This window comes from Spongiibacter marinus, assembly GCF_016906995.1.
GTDB classification, from domain to species: Bacteria; Pseudomonadota; Gammaproteobacteria; order Pseudomonadales; family Spongiibacteraceae; genus Spongiibacter; species Spongiibacter marinus.
Window position 1 is genome coordinate 217,708 of record NZ_JAFBBD010000007.1, and the last position, 18,210, is coordinate 235,917.

The window sequence follows — 18,210 nt, forward strand, 5'->3', positions numbered from 1 at the left end:
GATAACGGATGTGTCGCGCCGCGACACATCCGGCACCGTTGAACAATCTTCCTTATGCCTGTTTGCGTCACTATGCTGGCGAATAACACTAATAAGGAATTGCTATGGTACACCCCAGACGATGGTGCACTACCGCGTTGGCCTTGGCCGTGCTGCCAGCCGCCGGGTTCGCGGCTGAAGGTAAACCTCGCGCCCAGCTCGAAGAAGTGATTGTCACCGCCCAGAAACAACAGCAGAGCCTGCAAGATGTTCCCATTGCCGTTGCCGCAGTAGATGGCGCCAAAATTCGCGATGCCGGCTTGCAGCGTATCGAAGAGCTCACCGCCTACGTACCCAACTTTAAAATGGCCGTTACCGGTCAGGGTAACGCCATCTATATTCGCGGGGTTGGCTCGGGTGACAACCGCGGCTTTGAACAGTCGGTAGGGATGTTTATCGACGGTATCTACGCCGGTCGCGGCCAGCAGTTCCAAGCGCCTTTCCTGGATATTGCACTGGTTGAAGTGCTCAAGGGCCCGCAGGGCACCCTGTTTGGTAAGAACACCATCGCCGGTGCGGTGAATATCAGCACCAGCCGCCCCAACGACGAGTTGGGCGGTGAAATTGCCTACCAATACAACCCCGAGATCGGTGCGCGGGAAGTGACCGCCATTCTGAATACGCCGCTAGGGGGTAACTTCTCAGCGCGTGCTGCCTACAAGCGCCTAGAAGAAGACGGCTATATCGACAACTTTATTCTCGACCGCGACGAAGCCCAGCGCGCCGAAGACTCGCTGCGCCTGGCACTGCGCTGGGACGCCACCGACAAGCTGGATGTAAACCTCAAGCTGGAAAAATCCGACTTCGGTATTCAAGGCACCACCTTCCAGCTCACCGACAACACCGGTACCTTTAACTTGTACCAGTCGAATATTTCACTGCCCATCAACTTGCCGATAAACCTGCCACTGCCGCTGTTGTCCTTCAACCTGGAAGACGAAATCGACCCGCGTGAAGATGGCAAGTTTGACCGCCGCAAGTCCGACAAGCAGTTCGACTGGCAACCGGCCTTCACCCAAAACAACAGTGAAGCTGCTGTGTTTACGCTCGAGTATGCACTCACTGACACCGTGACCTTAACCAGCATTACCGGTTACTCCCACTTCGACTTCTTCTTTAATTTGGACGCCGACTTTACCGACCTGGAATTTATCGGCACCGAAAACACCGAAGACTTCACCCAAATCAGTCAGGAATTTCGTGTCGCGGGTACTGTGGGGTGAGCGCATCGACTACATAGGCGGTATTTACGCCCACACCCAAGACCTGACCAGCACTCTGTGGCTGAACCTGGACTTCGACGCCGTGGGGATTCCCAGCTCGCTCTTGGGCCTATCGCTGCCCACCCAGTTAGCGACCTTTACCGAGTTTGAACAAACCACCGACAGCCTCGCGGTATTTGGTCAGGCCACCTGGAATATCACCGACACACTTAGCGCCACATTAGGTTTGCGCTGGGGTGAAGACCAAAAAGAAGCCACTAAGTACTTGGATGTTGCGCGCTTCCGCTCCAAAGAGCGGGCCATCAACCCGCTCTATGCAGTCATCGCTGGCGCACTGAACAACTCCGAAAACCACGATATCGAAAACGAACGCAGCGTGGAGAACGTCTCACCGGCTTTCAACCTGCAGTGGTACGCCACTGAAGATGTGATGAGCTACTTCCGCTACGCCAAAGGCTTTAAAGACGGCGGCTTTAACGCCAGCGACACCACCTCCAGTCAGGACGCCTTCACCTATGAAGACGAAGAAGCCGACACCTTCGAGCTAGGGGTAAAAACCACCTTGTTTGACGGTGCCGCTACCTTCAATGCCGCGGCGTTCTACACCGAGTTTGCCAATCGCCAGGTGAGTAACTTCACCCTTACCGGCTATGTGGTGGGCAACGCTGCGGAGTCGATCACCCAAGGGGTAGAGGCGGACTTCCGCATGGCCCTGAGTGAACGACTCACCATTGGCGCGTCGGCAGCGTGGCTGGATTCCTACTTCACCTCCTTTGAAGATGGCCCCTGTACCGCTGTGCAAACCGATGCCGCCTTCCGCGCTGGTAACCCCGACTGCCGCCAGGACCTCTCTGGCGAGGGCACCGACTACGCGCCGGAGGTCACGGCGAGCCTCACCGGGCAATATGTTCGGCCCATTGGCGACAGCATGGAAATGCGCTTCCAGTTGGACCTGAACTACACCGAGGAGTACTACACCACGCAGGACCGCGACGAAGCAGACAAGCAAGACGCCTTCTATAAAATCAACAGCCGCCTGTCGCTGATGAGCTTTGCCCAGGGTTGGGAGCTGGCCCTGCTGGGTAAAAACCTCACCAACGAAATCACCACCTCACACGGTAACGACGTTCCGCTGTTTGTAGGCGCTCACTTTGCCTCTACCGACGCGCCGCGCAGCGTCGCCGTGGAAGGGGTACTGCGCTTCTAAACCTCTCGCGTGTAAACCACCTAACAGGCCCTCTTTCGAGGGCCTTTTTGTTTCCAGCACTGGCAATAAAGCCCAGCGTTCGCGCTGTTGTCTGCTGGCAAACGAGCCATACACACCGCCTATAGTTTTTTGCACGCCAAGCCTTTATGCTCGTATTTCCAGCAAGGAATGCGCGTTAATCCTGAACGATTTTCAAAAACGCGCGGCAAAACAGCCACATAAGGAAATACGGGCAAGAGCTATGACACCCCGCCTTCAAGATAAACGCGTATGCGCGTTATGCCAGCTCCAGATTTTGCGTGAATACGTCGGTTTAGTAATAGATTTAATGCTATGTGCCATTGGACGGTCGAGTGGTGCTCGGGCAAACCGAGCGTGCGCGATATACAAATGTTAAGGCTAATAAGTCATACACGAGTTAAGAATGGACGAGATAAAACAAAAGATAGCCCTGTTTATTGATGCTGACAACGCGCCGGCCAGCAGGTTCGAAGATGTCCTCAGCGAGGTAGCAAAGTACGGAGTGGTGACGATCCGTAAAGCTTATGGAAACTGGAAGTCACCAAGTCTCAAGCCTTGGGAAGACCTGCTTCATGAGTATGCTATCCAGCCAGTGCAGCAGTATAACCTAACCAAGGGTAAAAATGCGTCTGATATAGCTTTGGTCATAGACGCGATGGACGTCATGTACACCAAAGACATTGATGTTATGTGCTTTGTTTCGTCGGATAGTGATTTCACTCCAATGGTGACGAGAGCATTGGCCGAGGGGAAGGTGGTATTGGGGTTCGGTGAACGAAAGACACCTGCACCTTTTGTAAATGCATGTTCAAAATTTCTCTTTCTGGATCATACCGAAGAGATAGAGTCTGAAAAGAGTTCTAAACCGAAGAACATAAAATCTGATACTAAGCTAATTAACCTTCTACGCCAGGCAATTGAGGCGACTGAAGATGACGATGGTTGGGCGCCTCTAGGGCCTGTTGGTGCAAACATCTCTAACAGGACGTCGTTCGATTGTAGAAACTACGGGTTCAAAAATCTGAGTAGTCTGTTCAAAGCAATTGATCTGTTCGAGCTTAAGCGAGGGCAGGGGAATTCTTTCTTAGTTCGAGATATTAGAAAGTGTAGAAAGCCCTAAAAAGGCGCGGTATGCGCTCGCTTAGTACCCCGGTTTGATGCGATTCCTCGTATGGTTCAGGATGCGTAGACCTGCCAGAATACCACCGCCCATATAGCGGCGTGGTCTTAGTACCAACGAGCAGTAAAGGAGCAAGCTTGACCATGAACCCCATCAATCCCAAAAAACTCCTCCTCAGCAAGTGGACGGCGGTACAGCCGGTTAACAAAGAAAAGCACTTTATGGTGACGGAGGTGGAGTTTGATGAAGAGGGTGTGGTGGTGGACTGTGTGATAGAAGCGGTCATGTCCAAACGCACCGAGTCGATTGACTGGACGGTGTTGAAGAATACGGATAACTGGCGGCAGGGGTGGAAGTAGCGTTTGCTCCGCTTACACCATTTCGTTCCACTACCGCTCTCTTGCCGATTAAACCTTAAGCCGGCAACTTTCGTAGTGTGGCGCTAAAGCTGCACAGTATCGTTCCAGCCTGACTGAGCGTGCCGCGCGTAAAACCCATGCGGCCGGTTTCCTGAAGTAGCTCAACATCGGCGATTATGTCTTGCCCGAGCTTGCCGCCCTGTAAAAACTGCATACTGAAATCGATGGTGACAACGCGCCCCAGTGCTACGCAGCGCTCAGTATAGAGCGGCAGGTAAAACACTTGTTCAGCGCGGGCGGCGAGGTAGCCGCCGTGTATGCCGTGCTGAATGTTTTTACTGTTGTCGTCGCAGCCAAAGCGGGCCTGGGCGGTGTTATTGCCGAGTTTTCGAAATTCAAATGCGCCGAGGTGACTGTCGAAGGAGGTGCCTTCTACCATTGGCATGGTTTGCCAGTCTGAGCTTTCGCATTCGGGGAAGTAAGGAGCGGGCATGGTGGTTTTCTCGTTCAGTTATGTTGTGCGGTGGCCTACTTATTCATCGCTGTGCTGTCTAACGGCGCACAGCGGTGATTGGCGTGAAGGCGCGCAGGACGTTCGCGCATCGCGATAGCGGAGCGTTGCTAAGCATGAGTATCCACTGAAAATAAAAACGACGGCCCGTGTACGCGAGCCGCCGTTAGATGGTTTTGCTAGCGGTTTTAGATGGGCTCAAAACTCACGGGCAGGCCGTCGGCAGGGAAGATCAGCGGCACCCAGCTGCGGGGCATTTCATAGCCGTCTTTCACTTTTATGTTGTAGCGGCGCAGCATGTGGAACAGGAACAGCTTGGTTTGTACTTCGGCAAAGTTCAGGCCCAGGCATTTGTGAGCGCCGCCGCCAAAGGGTACCCATTGGAAGAAGTGCTTTTTGTCTTCGGCGCGTTCTTTGGAAAAGCGCTCGGGGTCGAAGTCGTTGGGGTTGCTCCAATACTCTTCCATGTAGTGGGTGAGTAGTGGCGAGATGGCCACCGCGGTGTTTTTGGGTACGTGGTAGCCAAAAATGTCCATGTCTTTCAGAGTGCGGCGCGGAATGGCCGGCACAGGGGGATACATGCGCAGGGCTTCTTTAAACACCAGCTTACTGTCGTCGAGTTTATTCAGGTCGTCGTAGTCGAGCTGGTCTTTGCCGATGGCTGCGTATTCCTCGCGCAGTCGCTGCTGCCACTCGGGGTTCTTGGCCAGTGCGTAAACAATGGAGCACAGTGTGCTGGTTGTGGTGTCGTGGGCAGCGAACAGCAGGAAAATAATATGGTCGCGCACCGCTTCGTCGGAGAAGTAGTTGCCGTCTTCATCGGTGGCGTGGCAGATCTGCGAGAAAATATCCCGGCCTTCGTGTTTGCGCTTGTCGTCGATATGCGCCATCACAAAGTCTTCTAAATGCTTGCGGCCGGTCAGACCGCGATGCCAAAGCGTGCCGGGGATGGGGAGCTTTAATACCGCCATTGAGGCAAGCATGGTGTCCACGAAGGCGGTATTCACACCGCTGGCTTCTTCGCCCATTTCCACACCTAAAAACACCTCGGCAGCCACTTCCAGCAGCAGCTGTTTTACGGCGTGTTGAAAGTGGAACTCTTTGCCCTTGGGCCATTCTTCCAGGCCGCGCTCCAGGTGCGGGCTCATGGTGTGCAAATAGCCTTCGATCGATGCCTTCTTAAAAGCACCTTGCAAAATTTTACGGTCGTAGCGGTGGGCCTCGGCGTCTTTCAGCATCAGCCCGTTGGGGAAGAGTCGGTCCAGTAATGGGTTCCAGGCCAGCATGCTGGAGAACTGGCCGTCGCTGTTTTTCAGTACCAGTTCGTTCGCTTCCGGGCCGAGCAGGGTCAGGCTGTGTTGGAACAGGGTATTGCCGCGCGAAATTTTGCCGTATTTGCGGTAGCGCATTTCGGTGAGCGCTTTGTAGTTCTTCAAAAAACTGAAGGTCTGGCCGAACAGGGGCAGGCCGCTGTCACCGGGAATATGCGTCAGCTTGCGATTGGGTTGGCGCGGGTAGTCTTGGTAGTCAACGCTGGTGCTGTTCATGGTGTTCCTCGTTGTGGCTAGCCGCAGTGCGGCACATCTTGGCAGACACAGTAGGGCAGGCGTTTTTTAGGGTCTAGTCGGCAGGCGACGGCGGTGGTCGATGCGCGCCAGTGGGCGGGGGATTCCCGTTTTTTGTAAGAAAATGTCAAGTGGTTGTCACGGTCAATCATTGCCGCTTTGGGGGCGGCGAGGCGATGCTGTGCGTCGACACGCAGTGCCGAGCCTCGGCTCTGGCAGGAAAAACAAACCTCGGCGCCAGCGCGCCGATTGAATAACGAGAGAAGAACCATGCTTCCCAGAGATTTTACAGAAGAGCAGCAAATGTTTCGTTCGGCCTACCGCAAATTCCTGGAACAGGAAGTGGCCCCGAATGTGGATGCCTGGCGCGAGCAGGGCATTGTTGACCGGGAGGTATTTAAAAAGGCCGGTGAGCAGGGCTTTTTGATGGTTTGGCCCGACGAGCAGTACGGCGGCATGGGCGACCGCGACTTCCGTTTTGAGCAGATCATTATTGAAGAAACCGCCAACGTTTACGCCGGTGACTGGGCGAATACCCTACACAGCCGTTTGGTTGGCCCCTATATCGACCGCTTTGGCAGTGAAGAACAAAAGGCGCGCTTTTTGCCGCGCTGTGTGAGTGGTGAGGTGATTCTGGCAGTGGCGATGACCGAGCCCGACGCCGGTTCCGACCTTGCGGGTATGCGCGCCGTGGCTAAAGACATGGGCGACCACTGGCTGCTGAGTGGTAACAAAACGTATATCACCAACGGCATTAATTCCGATGTGGTGATCGTAGCGGCCAAGACCGATCCGGAAAACAACCCCCACGCGATGGGCCTGTTTTTGGTGGAGCGCGGCATGGAAGGCTTCGAGCGCGGTCGCAATTTGAAGAAGATGGGCATGAAGGCCCAGGACACTGCGGAACTGTTCTTCAATGAAGTGCGTATTCCCAAAGAGAACGTACTGGGCGACCCAACTATGGGCTTTATATACCTGATGGAAGGTCTGGCTGAAGAGCGTTTGATTGGCGCCTGCGGCTTTTTGTCTTCAGCGCAGAAGGCGTTTGAAGTGACGCGTGAATTCTGTGAGCAGCGCAAGGTGTTTGGCAAGCCGCTGTCAAAAATGCAGAACACCCAGTTCAAAATGGCTGAACTGCGCACCGAGTTGGACGTGGCTCAGGCCTATGTTGACCAGTGTGTTGCGGTGCATAACCGTGGCCAGTTAACCGCAGAAGATGCCGCCAAAGCCAAGCTGTATACCAGTGAGTTGCTGTGCCGCATGGTTGACGAAGGCGTGCAGCTGCACGGTGGTGCGGGTTACATGGACGAGTATCCGATCTCCCGTATGTACTGCGACGCGCGTATTACCCGCATTTTTGCCGGTACCTCAGAAATTATGAAGCTGATTATTGCCCGCGATGTATTCGCCGACAGCTTCGTTCCCTTTGTTGATCGCGCCTAAGCGCGGTTTCACTCATCACGTTTAGGAGTAGAAAGATGGATGTAAACGGAAAAGTTGCCCTGGTCACCGGTGGTGCATCGGGTTTGGGTAAAGCGACGGTAGAGTCGATTGTGGCAGCGGGTGGCAAGGTCGCCATTCTGGATATGAATGAAGCCCTCGGTCAGGCCCTGGCTGAGCAGCTGGGCAGTGAAAAAGCGCTGTTTGTTGCCACGAATGTGGCGGACGAAGCCTCTGTTGAAGCGGCGGTGAAGGCCTGTTTGGAGGCCTTCGGCGCGATTCACATCTGCTGCAATTTCGCCGGTATTGGCAACGCTATTAAAACAGTGGGCAAGCAAGGCGCCTTCCCGCTGGACCAGTTTAAGCGTGTGATCGACATTAACCTGGTGGGCTCGTTCAATGTGCTGCGATTGGCGGCCGAGGCCATGGCCAAGCAAGACCCCATCGACGAATTTGGTGGCCGCGGGGTGATTATCAACACTGCATCGGTTGCCGCCTTCGACGGCCAAATTGGCCAGGCTGCCTACAGCGCCAGTAAGGGCGGTGTTGTCGGCATGACCCTGCCGATCGCTCGCGACCTGGCGAGCTATGGCATTCGCGTTAACACCATTGCACCGGGTTTGATCGACACGCCCCTGTTGGCGTCTTTGCCTGAAGAAGCGCGCCAGTCGTTGGCGCAGTCGGTACTTAACCCCAAGCGCCTCGGCCAGCCCGAGGAAATTGCCAGCCTGGCGATGCACATTATCGCCAACGACTACCTCAATGCTGAAGTGATCCGTATGGATGGCGGCATTCGCATGCAGCCGCGGTAAGTCTGCTTGCCCCGGGTCGGCCGCTGCCAACAAACGGCGCCCGGGGACTAACCCCTTTCTTTACGCTGCTGATAGCCTAAATTCAGGATGCAGCGTGGCCTGCCAATAATAGAGAGAAAGCTATGCACGCGACATTTTCTGCAGAAGAGCTCGCCTTCCAAGAGGAAGTTCGGGCGTTTTTGCGCGACAACTTTAACGACGACATGGCCGCGCGAATTCGCGACCCCAAGACCTTTAAAGCCGCGACCATTGAGTGGCAGAAAAAGCGTTTTGACAAGGGTTGGGTGGCGCCGGGCTGGCCGGTTGAGCATGGCGGCTGTGGTTGGAGCGATACCCAAAAATACATTTTCGACAGCGCCCTGGCTGAAGCCGGCGCGCCGGATGTGCCGCCCTTTGGTTTGAAGATGGTCGGGCCGGTGATTTACACCTTTGGCACCGAGGAACAAAAGCAGCAATTCTTGCCTGGCATTCTCAACGGCGACACATGGTGGTGTCAGGGCTACTCCGAGCCGGGCGCGGGCAGTGACCTGGCCGGTTTGCAAACCCGCGCCGAACGCGATGGCGACGACTATGTGATTAACGGCACTAAAATCTGGACCACATACGCCCAGTATGCCGATTGGATGTTTGCGCTGGTACGCACCGACAACAGCGGCAAGCCGCAGCAGGGCATCAGCTTCTTGCTGATTGATATGCGCACGCCAGGCATCACCGTGTCGCCGATTATTGCCATTGACGGTGAGCATCATTTAAACGAAGTCAGCTTTGAAAACGTGCGGGTGCCAGTGGTAAACCGCATCGGTGAAGAGAATCAGGGCTGGACCTATGCCAAGGCGCTGCTCAGCCACGAGCGCACTGCGCTGTCTGGCATCGCTTACTGCAAACAAGTGCTGAACAACGTGCGCAAGCTGGCGGCCGATGAGAACGACGACGGCCAGCCGCTGTTGAATAACCCCACGTTTCAGGCGCGCATGGCCGATATTGAAATGGAGTTGATGGCGTTGGAATACACCGAGCTGCGCGTGCTGGCCACCGTGGCCAATGGCGGCGCACCGGGCATGGAGTCGTCCTTGCTCAAGCTCAAAGGTACGGAGCTGCAACAGGCTGTGCAGAATTTGTTTTTCGATGTGGCGGGACTGTACGGCAGCGTGCTGCCGGCCGATGCCGATTTGTCATCGCTGGGCCATGACTACGGCGACCAAGCGCGACGGGAGTATATGTACGGTCGGGCCTGCACCATTTACGGCGGCAGTAACGAAGTACAAAAAAATATCATCGCGAAATTTGGGCTGGGGCTGTAGGAGGGCGTTATGGACTTTTCACTCAATGCTGAGCAGCAACTGCTCAAAGACAGTATCGATAAATATATGGCCGAGCGTTACGACGCCGACCAACGCAGGCAGTACCTGGCTAAAGAGACAGGCTTTTCCGGCAAGGTGTGGCAGGACTACGCCGAGCTGGGTTGGCTGACCGTGCCCCTGCCTGAATCGGAAGGCGGTTTTGGCGGTTCGGTGGTGGATACCTCTGTGCTAATGGAAGCCATGGGCCGCAGCGTTGCCGTTGAGCCCTATCTGGGTTCGATTCTGCTGGGCGCTCAGTTGATTGCGCGCGGCAATAACGCGGCAGTAAAAGGCCGCTATCTGGAAGAAATTATGGCGGGCAGCTGCCACGCCGCGTTTGCCTATCAGGAGCGTCGTAGCCGCCACCAGCTCGATGCCATGGACTGCCGCGCTGAGCGCAGTGCTGACGGGTATCGCCTGAGCGGCAGTAAAACGCTGGTGCTCAACGGCGCGGCCGCCGATGTGCTGGTTGTGGCCGCGTGGCTGGATGACGCCTACACACTGTTTGCGGTGCCCGCGACAAGCAATGGCGTACAGCGCGATGCCTTCAAATTGATGGACGGCCAGCGCGTCGCGAATATTCATTTCGATGCGGTGGAGCTCACCGGCGATAGCGTGATCTGCGATGGCGATGCCGCCCTGGCAATGGTCGAAACGGTGATTGCCGAAGCGACCATTGCGGTGTCGGCTCAAGCGGTTGGCGCGATGGAAAAGCTGCTGAAGGAAACGGTGGAATACAGCAATACCCGCAAGCAGTTTGGCCAGCCCATCGGCAAATTCCAGGCGCTACAACACCGTATGGTGGATATGTACACGGCCACTGAGCAATGCCGTTCGCTACTGGTGCGTGCGCTGTGTTCGCACAGTGGTGGCGAAGCGCAGGCAGCCAGTGATACGGCGGCGCTGAAAGCCATGGTCGGCAAACACGGCCGCGCAGTCGCCGAGGAAGCGGTGCAGCTTCACGGCGGTATGGGCGTGACGGAAGAGCTGAGTATTGGCGACTACTTAAAGCGACTAATGGTTATCGACACCCTGTTCGGTGACAGTGATTGGCAACGTCGGCGGTTTGCGGCGCTGCGCTACGGGCCGCAGGCTGCGCAGCGGGGCGCGCGCCCTCTGATAAAAACGATAAGGAATACATCCATGTTTGATAGTTTTGTTGAGTACCTGGCCTTTCAGGCAAAAATGCGCCCCGAAGCGCCCTTCGGCAATGACGCAGACAGCCATTTAAGCTACGCCGAGGCCTGGCAGAAAATGGGTCACGTCGCGGCGCGCTTGCAGGCGCGCGGTATCACCAAGGGTGACCGAGTGGCCATTCTCAGCAAAAACTCCCTGGACAACTTCCTGGTTTTTCTCGGTTGTGCGCGCGCCGGTGTGGTGCCGGTTGGCATTAACTACCGCCTTACCGCAGATGAGGTTGGCTTTATTGCTGAAGACGCCGACGTACGCATGCTGTTTGTCGACGGCGAATTTGCGCCATTGATCGGCTCCTACCTGGCTGGTGTTGAGCAGGTTTCTATTGTGGGTGACGTCGATGGCGCAGTGCCCTTAAACGAGTGGTTGGGCGAACCACTGACGCCGGACGCGGTGACCCTGAACGGCGATGATGTGCTGTTTCAAATGTACACCAGCGGCACCACCGGTTTGCCTAAGGGCACTTTGCTGACCCACCGCAATTTGATCTGTAACAGCATTCAAGCGCCGCTGACCACTGGCCGCGCGCCGCGCGCCGGTGACCGCGCCTTAATTATTGCACCTACCTTCCATGCCCTGGGCTTGGTGGGTGCCTTGATGGCGGTGTATTACGGCTGCGAGTTGGTGTTGCACCGCGACTACGACCCCATTGGCATGATCGAGACCATGGCCAATGAGAACATCACCTATGTTTCTGTGGTGCCGGTGATGCTGCAGTTCTCACTGGCCTGCATTCCCGATATCGAGAAATACGAATTCCCGAACCTGCGCTGGATTAACTACGGCGCGTCGCCGATTTCGGTGGACCTGTTAAAGCGCTGTTTGGAAGTCTTCGACTGCGAGTTTTATCAGGGCTATGGTCAGACGGAGTCGACCACCGCACTGACCTTCCTCACTAACGACGACCATATGCGTGCTCTGCAGGGCAAGCCTGAATTGCTGCGCTCCTGCGGTCGCGCGGTGTTTGGCACCGAGTTGCGTATTGTCGATGACAAGGGCAATACGCTGCCTACCGGCGAGGTGGGCGAAATTCTCGGCCGTGGCCCACAGGTGATGAAGGGCTATTGGAAACGCGAAGAGGCCACTGCAAAAACCGTGGTGGACGGCTGGTTGCACACCGGCGATGCCGGGTATCTGGACGAAGACGGCTATCTGTTTATTAAAGACCGCGTGAAAGATTTGATTATTTCCGGCGGCGAAAACATTTATCCCGCGGAAGTTGAAAATGTATTGATGTCTCACCCGAAAATTGCCGATGCAGCGGTGATTGGTGTGCCGGACGAAAAATGGGGCGAGGTCCCCCTGGCCGTGCTGGTGGCTGGCGAGGACGGTGAGATCACCGTCGATGAGATGGTTGAACACTGTAGCAGTTCACTGGCCGGGTTTAAAACGCCGAAGCTGATCGAATATGTGGCGGCGCTGCCACGTAACCCCAGCGGCAAAATACTGAAAAAAGAACTGCGCGCGAGTATCGTGCCTAAGTATCAGGGCGAAACTGCCTGATAAGGCATGATCCACTGGTCGGTAGCCACTACGTATACCGAACTGGCTATTACAGAATCACTGTCCTGCTATGGAGTTAAGGATGAGTAAATTTTTTAGAACCCTGCTACAGCGCACGTATCTGGCGTTGATCGCTATTCCCTTCAAGTTGATGCCGTCGCTCGCGTATATGGCCTTCAACGGCCAGGGAAGCACGGCGCAGCTGTGTCGACATATCGCCCGCCAAGGCGCGCAGCGCGTGTTAATTGTCAGCGATAAAATTTTGGTGGAGCTGGGCATTGTCGGTAAGGCCGTTGATGTGTTGAAGGAAGAGGGTGTCGAGTGCGTAATTTATGATGGCATTCTTCCCGACCCCACTTTTGCAATGGTTGATGAAGGCCTGGCACTGCAACAGCAGCACAAATGCGATGCGGTGTTGGCGATTGGTGGCGGCTCGTCAATTGATTGCGCCAAGACCATTGCCTCGGCGGCGACCAATGGCCGCGACGGTCGCAAGCTGGAAGGCTACTTCAAAGTGAAGGCTATGCCGCTGCCCCTGTTTGCATTGCCCACCACCTCGGGCACCGGTTCAGAGGCGACGATTGCTGCGGTGGTTTCCGACCCGGCGAGTCATGAAAAGTGCTTTTTGGCCGACCCGAAAATGCTGCCCAAAGCGGTGGCGTTGGACGCGGATCTGCTGCTGGGGATGCCTGCACCGATTACCGCCGCCACGGGGATGGATGCGCTGACCCACGCGGTGGAAACCTACATCAGCCTGTGGGGCACCGAGAGCAGCAATGGCTACGGCTATGCGGCGGTAAAAATGATTTTCGACTACCTGCCACGCGCCTACCGCGACGGCAACGACGCCGAGGCGCGTGAGCAAATGGCGTTAGCGGCCTACTACGCTGGCATGGCAATTAACGATGCTGGGGTGGGTAATGTTCACGCGATCGCTCACCAGTTAGGGCGCCATTACGGCACGCCACACGGCTTGGCAAACGCATTGGTGATGCCTGAGGTATTGCGCTTTATGGCCAAGGCATCCGAACAACCGCTGGCTGAGTTGGGGCGCTTGATTGGTGTGGCCGATACCAGCACTGGCGATGCCCAAGCGGCAGAGAAGTTTATCGATGCGGTGGCGGATTTGAATACGCGCCTGGGTGTGCCCGATGTACTGGATACGCTGCGTGAAGAGGATATTGCTGCCATTGCCGCGGATGCGGTGAAGGAAGGGGCGGGCTATCCGGTGCCGGTACTGATGAGCCGCAAAGAGTGTCAGGCGATTTTGCGTACCCTGTTAAAGCAAACCGGTGATGCGCGCGCGATGGCGTAAGTAGCGCGTGCCACACACTGGTGATAAGCCATAAAAAAACCGGCATTTGCCGGTTTTTTTATGGGCGGCGTTTTCAGCCGCCGCGCGTACGGATTGACTCAGTCGAACCTAAACAGATTGTGCTCCTCGCCGGTGGACACCACGCCGCGCCGCCCGATCATATCCTCATGCATCATTTGCGCGAGCAGGGCGTCGTCTTTCTCGGTGTGGGCAATGAAGCGTCGGCCATTGTCCAGGCTGCCAACGATAATGCCCTGCTGCGGGCCGTCGCCGTCGCAGACCACGGTGAAGCTGTCCACAACACCGGGGCCTTCCGGGGCGTCGTCAATACGGGGGTGGTCTTGGCTGTCGATCTGCTGTTGCAGGGGCGCATCGTCGCCGCGCTGCCAGTCTTGGTGAGCAGGGCGCGTGCTGTAAATACCAATGGCCTGCTTGGTCATATACCAGCCGTTGGCGGTAATCATGCCATTGGCGCCGGGTTGCTGGCGCAGTTGCTCGGCCATGGTGACGACAGCGTGCAGGCTGTAGCCGTGGCCGGGGCCACCGAAGTAGGGCAGGCCGCCGGTGAGGCTCAGTGCCCGCTCACCGAAGGGGTCGATACCCAGCGCATCGCAGGCCAGTTCCACCGCACAGGGGAAGCAGCTGTAAATATCCATCAGGGCGATGTCGTCGATCTCGCAATTGGCGCGCGCCAGTGCCGTTTTACCGGCCAGGGCGACGGCGTTGGAGCGGGAAAGGTCAGCGCGCTCGCCAACAAACCACACATCATTCACTTCGGCGCAACCATTGAGGTAGACCCAGCGGTCTTCGTCAATGCCGAGTTCGCGTGCGGTGCCGACGGTGGTCATAATCACCGCGGCGGCCATGTCGATATTCATCTGAGCGCATAGGTATTTGTTATAGGGCAGTGCCAGGCAGGGGCTGCGCTCGTTAAAGCCAGTGAGTTGCTCGGCGCTGCGTGGCCGTTGGTAGGACCAGGCGTCGGGGTTGGCGGCAGCGGTGTCGCTCAAACCCTGCATGATCTTGCCGATATGCTGCTGGTGTTGTTCAAGGCTGTGGCCGTAGCGGTGGCGCAGCGCATTTTCAAACAGCGCGTACATATGGGTGGGCAACCACAAATTGTGTTTGTGTTCCTGGGCGTGGGCGCCGTCGCGTTCTGCCCAGGGCTGTTCGGTATTGCCACTGGCGCCTTGCTGCCAGTGGCCGATATCACCGCCACCGCCGAGCAGAGTGCGAAAGCTCGCGGTCAGTTCGCCGCCACAGATCGCCACGGCGCGACGCTTGCCGCGGTTGAGCTCATCGGCGAAGTGGTTGATCAACATTTGCGGGCCGTTGCCGCCGTCGGGGGCTTTCAGGCACTGGGCATTATCAAAGCCCAAACGCTTGGCTAATTCCGGCCCGGGGAAGCGGTTAAGTAATGCGGCCAGTTCTTCCGAGACTTCCAACAGGCTGGGCTCGGTACACAGGGCGTCAATGGCGCCGCGCAGTGCATCGCCTCTGCCGGTGTTGTCGAGGGCGCCTTGCAGGGCTTCCTGCAGCGCATCGGTAGGGGTGCGCTCGGGGTTGCCGGTGTCGCGGTAGGTCTGCTGGCTGACTCCGACCAGAATCGGGGTGTTGTCGGCTGCGATCATAGGTAAACCTTTTTTCTTCTTAGCAAGTTAAAGTGTGGCGGTTGCCAGCTAGCCCGCTATTGTGGGGCCAGTGGGTCTACATCAGTAGGGTTTTCGACGCCAGAGTTGTCAGCCTGCGCCAGGTGGCTCTGCGCGCTGAAAGGCTTGGTAGTGCTGCCGTCGCATCGTCTGCGGGGACTGACCATAGTAATCGCTGAAGGCGCGGTTGAAGTTGCTCGGGTGTTTATAACCGAGTTGGTAGGCCACCTCCTTCAAACTCATGTGCGTATTAAACAGGTACTCCCGCGCTAATTCCATGCGCACGCTCAGACAAATTTGGCGAAAACTGTGACCGCTCTGTTCCAAATGTCGGCGCAGGCTGCGCGGGCTTAAACGCAGTAGCTTTGCCGTTTTTGCCAAATTGAATTCGCAGTCTTGGGGGCGCGACATCAACAGGCGTTTAACCTGCGGGGCAATGCCGGCTGTGCGATAGCTCTCGCTGACGATTTGCTGCACGTGGTGAGAGCAGGCGATCAGCGCCTGTTCATTGCCGCTGGGGATAGGTCGGCTCAGCCAGTGCAGGGGCAGGGCGATGGTGTTGCGCGGGGCGTCGAACACCACCTCGCAGCCCAGCAATTCGCGGTAGCGCTCGGCGTGGTCAGGTGGACTGCTGGTCAGTTCTACATAGTCGGGCACGGCGGCGCGGCCCTCGGGCAGTATCCCTTGCACATAGCGCCAGGCAGCGACGCTGCACAGCTCCATTAACAGCTGCTCGATGGGCAGGGCGTTGTCGGTGAGTTCAAAGCGAATGAGCGCGTGTTGCTCGCCGCGCTCAAGGTGTACCCGCACTAAAAAGCTCGCTTCGCTGAAGGCGTGACAACTGATATTCGTGGCTTGCTCACAGTTGGCGGCGGTAAGCATGGCATAGCCGAGCAGGCCGAGGTCGCTCAATTGCGCAAGGTCGCCCAGTTCAAGTGCAATGGCAGGCGCGCCATCGTCGCGCAGGGCGTTTAACAACACCATTACATTTACCAGCGTATCGTTGCCGGTTGCCTGCCACCAGGTCTCGCCCAGCTCGCAGCGCCGACCGAGCGCCGCGCAGTCTATGTCGGGATAGTGTTGTTGCAGTAGGCGCCAAAGTACCCGCAGCAAACGGGCACCCAGCTGCTCCATTTCTATTAATTGCACAATGAATAATCGACTATGGCCATAAATGATACAAATTGACGGTCACTAATGATAATACTTTTAGTGGCGGAGGGGGACAAGTCTCGCTGCGAAATTGCTAGTCTGTTACGCAGTTCAGGTCATACCGGCGGCGTGCCGCCCACAACAATAACAGTGACAGATTCGCCCGCAGTGTTTTGTCTGGGCGTTTTGTGGGGAGGGTGAAATGCGAACACCAACAGTCTGCAAAGAATATCTCGACAACCTTCTAGAGTACCTTGAGGGCCAGGGGCTCAGCAGCCGGCAGCTGCAATCGGTATTGCGTTTGAATCCCCTATCTCACATTAGTGAGCAAGGGCGCGTTCCCCTGCGCTTGTTTGAAATGACCTTGGACGCCGGTGCGAACTTGCTGGGTGACCCCTGCCTTGGCGCGAAAGCGGGCACGCATTGTTCACGCACGCCCTGGGGAATGGTGAATTATCTGGGGATGAGCGCTTCCAATACTCGCGAGGCGGTGGATGCGATGCAGCGCTTTTCACGCCTGTTGATCGACCACGGCGATATGGTGCTAAGCGAGGTAAATAGCAGCACGGCTTGCCTGAGCTGGCAACAACCGCCCCGGCAGCAGGCGTCGGTGCACGTTGTCGAATTTTTCTTTGCCAATTGGTATCGCGTTAACAAGCCGATGCTGGACCGCGGTGCCACGCGCCGAGAAGTTCATTTCGCTCACGGTGCCCAGGGGCGTGAGGCGGAAATGGAAGCCTTGTTTGAAGCGCCGGTGTCCTTCGGTAAAAAATTAAATGCGGTGCACTTCGGTCGTGAACTGCTCGACCAGCCAACGCTTTACCCTCATCCCGGTATTCACAAATCGCTGGAGCAGGCGGCGCTGATTGAGTTGTCGAACCTGCAATTTGAAGACCGTTTGATCAAAGATGTGCGCGACTGCATCGTGAGTCAGCTGGCCGACGGTGTGCCCCGGCTGGAGGATATTTCCGCGCAGCTTGGCATTGCGCCGCGCACCTTACAGCGGCGGTTAAACAACACCGAAACCAGTTACAAAAGCTTGGTGGACGATGCCCGCAAGGAGCGTTCACTGGGGCTGATATCGCGCCGTGAACTTGGCTTGTTGGAGATTTCCGCAGAGCTTGGCTTTAGCGACCAAAGTGCTTTCCAAAAAGCGTTTAAGCGCTGGTATGGTCAGGCGCCCGGCCGCTATCGGATGATGCTGCAATCTGCGTAGTACCTGGCGCGAATCGCTGCGCCGTGGTGGGCGGCTTGACCGGTGCAGCAAAATTGCGTGTAGTACTCCCTCGCTAATACTTGAGTGAGGTCGCCGTGGACGACGCGCGCCAGATTGAAAACTTACTGTATCTCTACGCTGAAAAAATTGATGCCGGCGACTTTGCCGGCGTCGCGGCCTTGTTTCGCGACGCCGATATTGTCGCGCCGGCGCACAACAGCGTGGTGAGTGGCGAGGAGGCCGTGCTGGCGATGTACCAGCAGTCGACGCGCCTCTATGCCGATAGCAACACGCCGAAAACCCGCCACCTGATTAGTAATGTGATTATCGAACATTCGCCGGGCGCGGCCAGCGCGACGGCGCGTTCCTGCTATACCGTGCTGCAGGCCACCGATGCACTGGCCTTACAGCCTATTATCAGCGGTCGATACCGGGATGAGCTGTGCAAGCGGGAGGGCGTGTGGGGCTTTGCCCGCCGCGAAATGCATGTGGATTTGGTGGGCGATCTCAGCCAGCACCTGTTATTTGGGCTGTAAGGCGGAGC

The 18,210-nt window shown here is 56.6% G+C and carries 15 protein-coding genes; 11 read left to right on the top strand and 4 right to left on the bottom strand.

From position 1 onward, the window contains the following. The first annotated feature begins 104 nt into the window (after positions 1-104). The 4 genes from HNR64_RS12440 to HNR64_RS12455 all read left to right on the top strand — a co-directional run bounded on the left by HNR64_RS12440 (position 105) and on the right by HNR64_RS12455 (position 3,969). Positions 105-1,262 (top strand): TonB-dependent receptor, encoded by a 1,158-nt coding sequence (locus HNR64_RS12440; protein ID WP_204996760.1) that lies wholly within the window; start codon positions 105-107, stop codon positions 1,260-1,262. After that, positions 1,240-2,469 carry a TonB-dependent receptor domain-containing protein gene (locus tag HNR64_RS12445; RefSeq protein WP_204996761.1) on the top strand — a complete coding sequence of 410 codons (1,230 nt, stop codon included), beginning with the start codon at positions 1,240-1,242 and terminating at the stop codon, positions 2,467-2,469. Before HNR64_RS12440 ends, HNR64_RS12445 begins: the two co-directional genes overlap by 23 nt. Before the next feature lie 424 nt (positions 2,470-2,893). Beyond that, a complete protein-coding gene (locus HNR64_RS12450; RefSeq protein ID WP_204996762.1) occupies positions 2,894-3,610 on the top strand; it encodes an NYN domain-containing protein in 717 nt (238 codons plus the stop codon). Positions 3,611-3,753: 143 nt separating this feature from the next. Beyond that, positions 3,754-3,969: a TIGR02450 family Trp-rich protein gene (locus HNR64_RS12455; protein WP_204996763.1), complete on the top strand. Its 216-nt coding sequence runs from the start codon at positions 3,754-3,756 to the stop codon at positions 3,967-3,969. Positions 3,970-4,024: 55 nt separating this feature from the next. Here HNR64_RS12455 and HNR64_RS12460 read toward each other — a convergent pair whose 3' ends face one another. After that, entirely contained in the window at positions 4,025-4,462 is a 438-nt protein-coding gene (locus HNR64_RS12460; protein ID WP_204996764.1) for a PaaI family thioesterase, read from the bottom strand. A 206-nt stretch (positions 4,463-4,668) separates the two neighbouring features. Then, positions 4,669-6,027, bottom strand: coding sequence for a cytochrome P450 (locus HNR64_RS12465; RefSeq protein ID WP_204996765.1), 1,359 nt, complete (start codon positions 6,025-6,027; stop codon positions 4,669-4,671). A gap of 288 nt (positions 6,028-6,315) precedes the next feature. On the opposite strand from HNR64_RS12465, the gene HNR64_RS12470 reads away from it, so the two are divergent. From HNR64_RS12470 to HNR64_RS12490, 5 genes are all read left to right on the top strand, one after another. Next, positions 6,316-7,488 (top strand): acyl-CoA dehydrogenase family protein, encoded by a 1,173-nt coding sequence (locus HNR64_RS12470; RefSeq protein ID WP_204996766.1) that lies wholly within the window; start codon positions 6,316-6,318, stop codon positions 7,486-7,488. 35 nt (positions 7,489-7,523) lie between these two features. After that, positions 7,524-8,297 (top strand): 3-hydroxyacyl-CoA dehydrogenase, encoded by a 774-nt coding sequence (locus HNR64_RS12475; protein WP_204996767.1) that lies wholly within the window; start codon positions 7,524-7,526, stop codon positions 8,295-8,297. Between the two features lie 122 nt (positions 8,298-8,419). Beyond that, positions 8,420-9,598 (top strand): acyl-CoA dehydrogenase family protein, encoded by a 1,179-nt coding sequence (locus HNR64_RS12480; RefSeq protein WP_204996768.1) that lies wholly within the window; start codon positions 8,420-8,422, stop codon positions 9,596-9,598. 9 nt (positions 9,599-9,607) lie between these two features. Next, a complete protein-coding gene (locus tag HNR64_RS12485) occupies positions 9,608-12,334 on the top strand; it encodes a long-chain-fatty-acid--CoA ligase (RefSeq protein WP_204996769.1) in 2,727 nt (908 codons plus the stop codon). Between the two features lie 82 nt (positions 12,335-12,416). Beyond that, positions 12,417-13,649 (top strand): iron-containing alcohol dehydrogenase, encoded by a 1,233-nt coding sequence (locus HNR64_RS12490; protein ID WP_204996770.1) that lies wholly within the window; start codon positions 12,417-12,419, stop codon positions 13,647-13,649. A gap of 98 nt (positions 13,650-13,747) precedes the next feature. On the opposite strand, the gene HNR64_RS12495 is transcribed toward HNR64_RS12490, so the two are convergent. Further along, positions 13,748-15,280, bottom strand: a complete 1,533-nt coding sequence (locus HNR64_RS12495; protein WP_204996771.1) for a hypothetical protein — start codon at positions 15,278-15,280, stop codon at positions 13,748-13,750. A gap of 108 nt (positions 15,281-15,388) precedes the next feature. Then, a complete protein-coding gene (locus HNR64_RS12500; RefSeq protein WP_204996772.1) occupies positions 15,389-16,447 on the bottom strand; it encodes a helix-turn-helix domain-containing protein in 1,059 nt (352 codons plus the stop codon). A 205-nt stretch (positions 16,448-16,652) separates the two neighbouring features. Between HNR64_RS12500 and HNR64_RS12505 the strand changes: the two genes are divergently transcribed. After that, on the top strand, positions 16,653-17,666 hold the full coding sequence (locus HNR64_RS12505; protein ID WP_204996773.1) for an AraC family transcriptional regulator: 1,014 nt from the start codon (positions 16,653-16,655) through the stop codon (positions 17,664-17,666). Between the two features lie 95 nt (positions 17,667-17,761). Further along, positions 17,762-18,202 (top strand): nuclear transport factor 2 family protein, encoded by a 441-nt coding sequence (locus HNR64_RS12510; RefSeq protein ID WP_204996774.1) that lies wholly within the window; start codon positions 17,762-17,764, stop codon positions 18,200-18,202. Positions 18,203-18,210 lie beyond the last annotated feature (8 nt).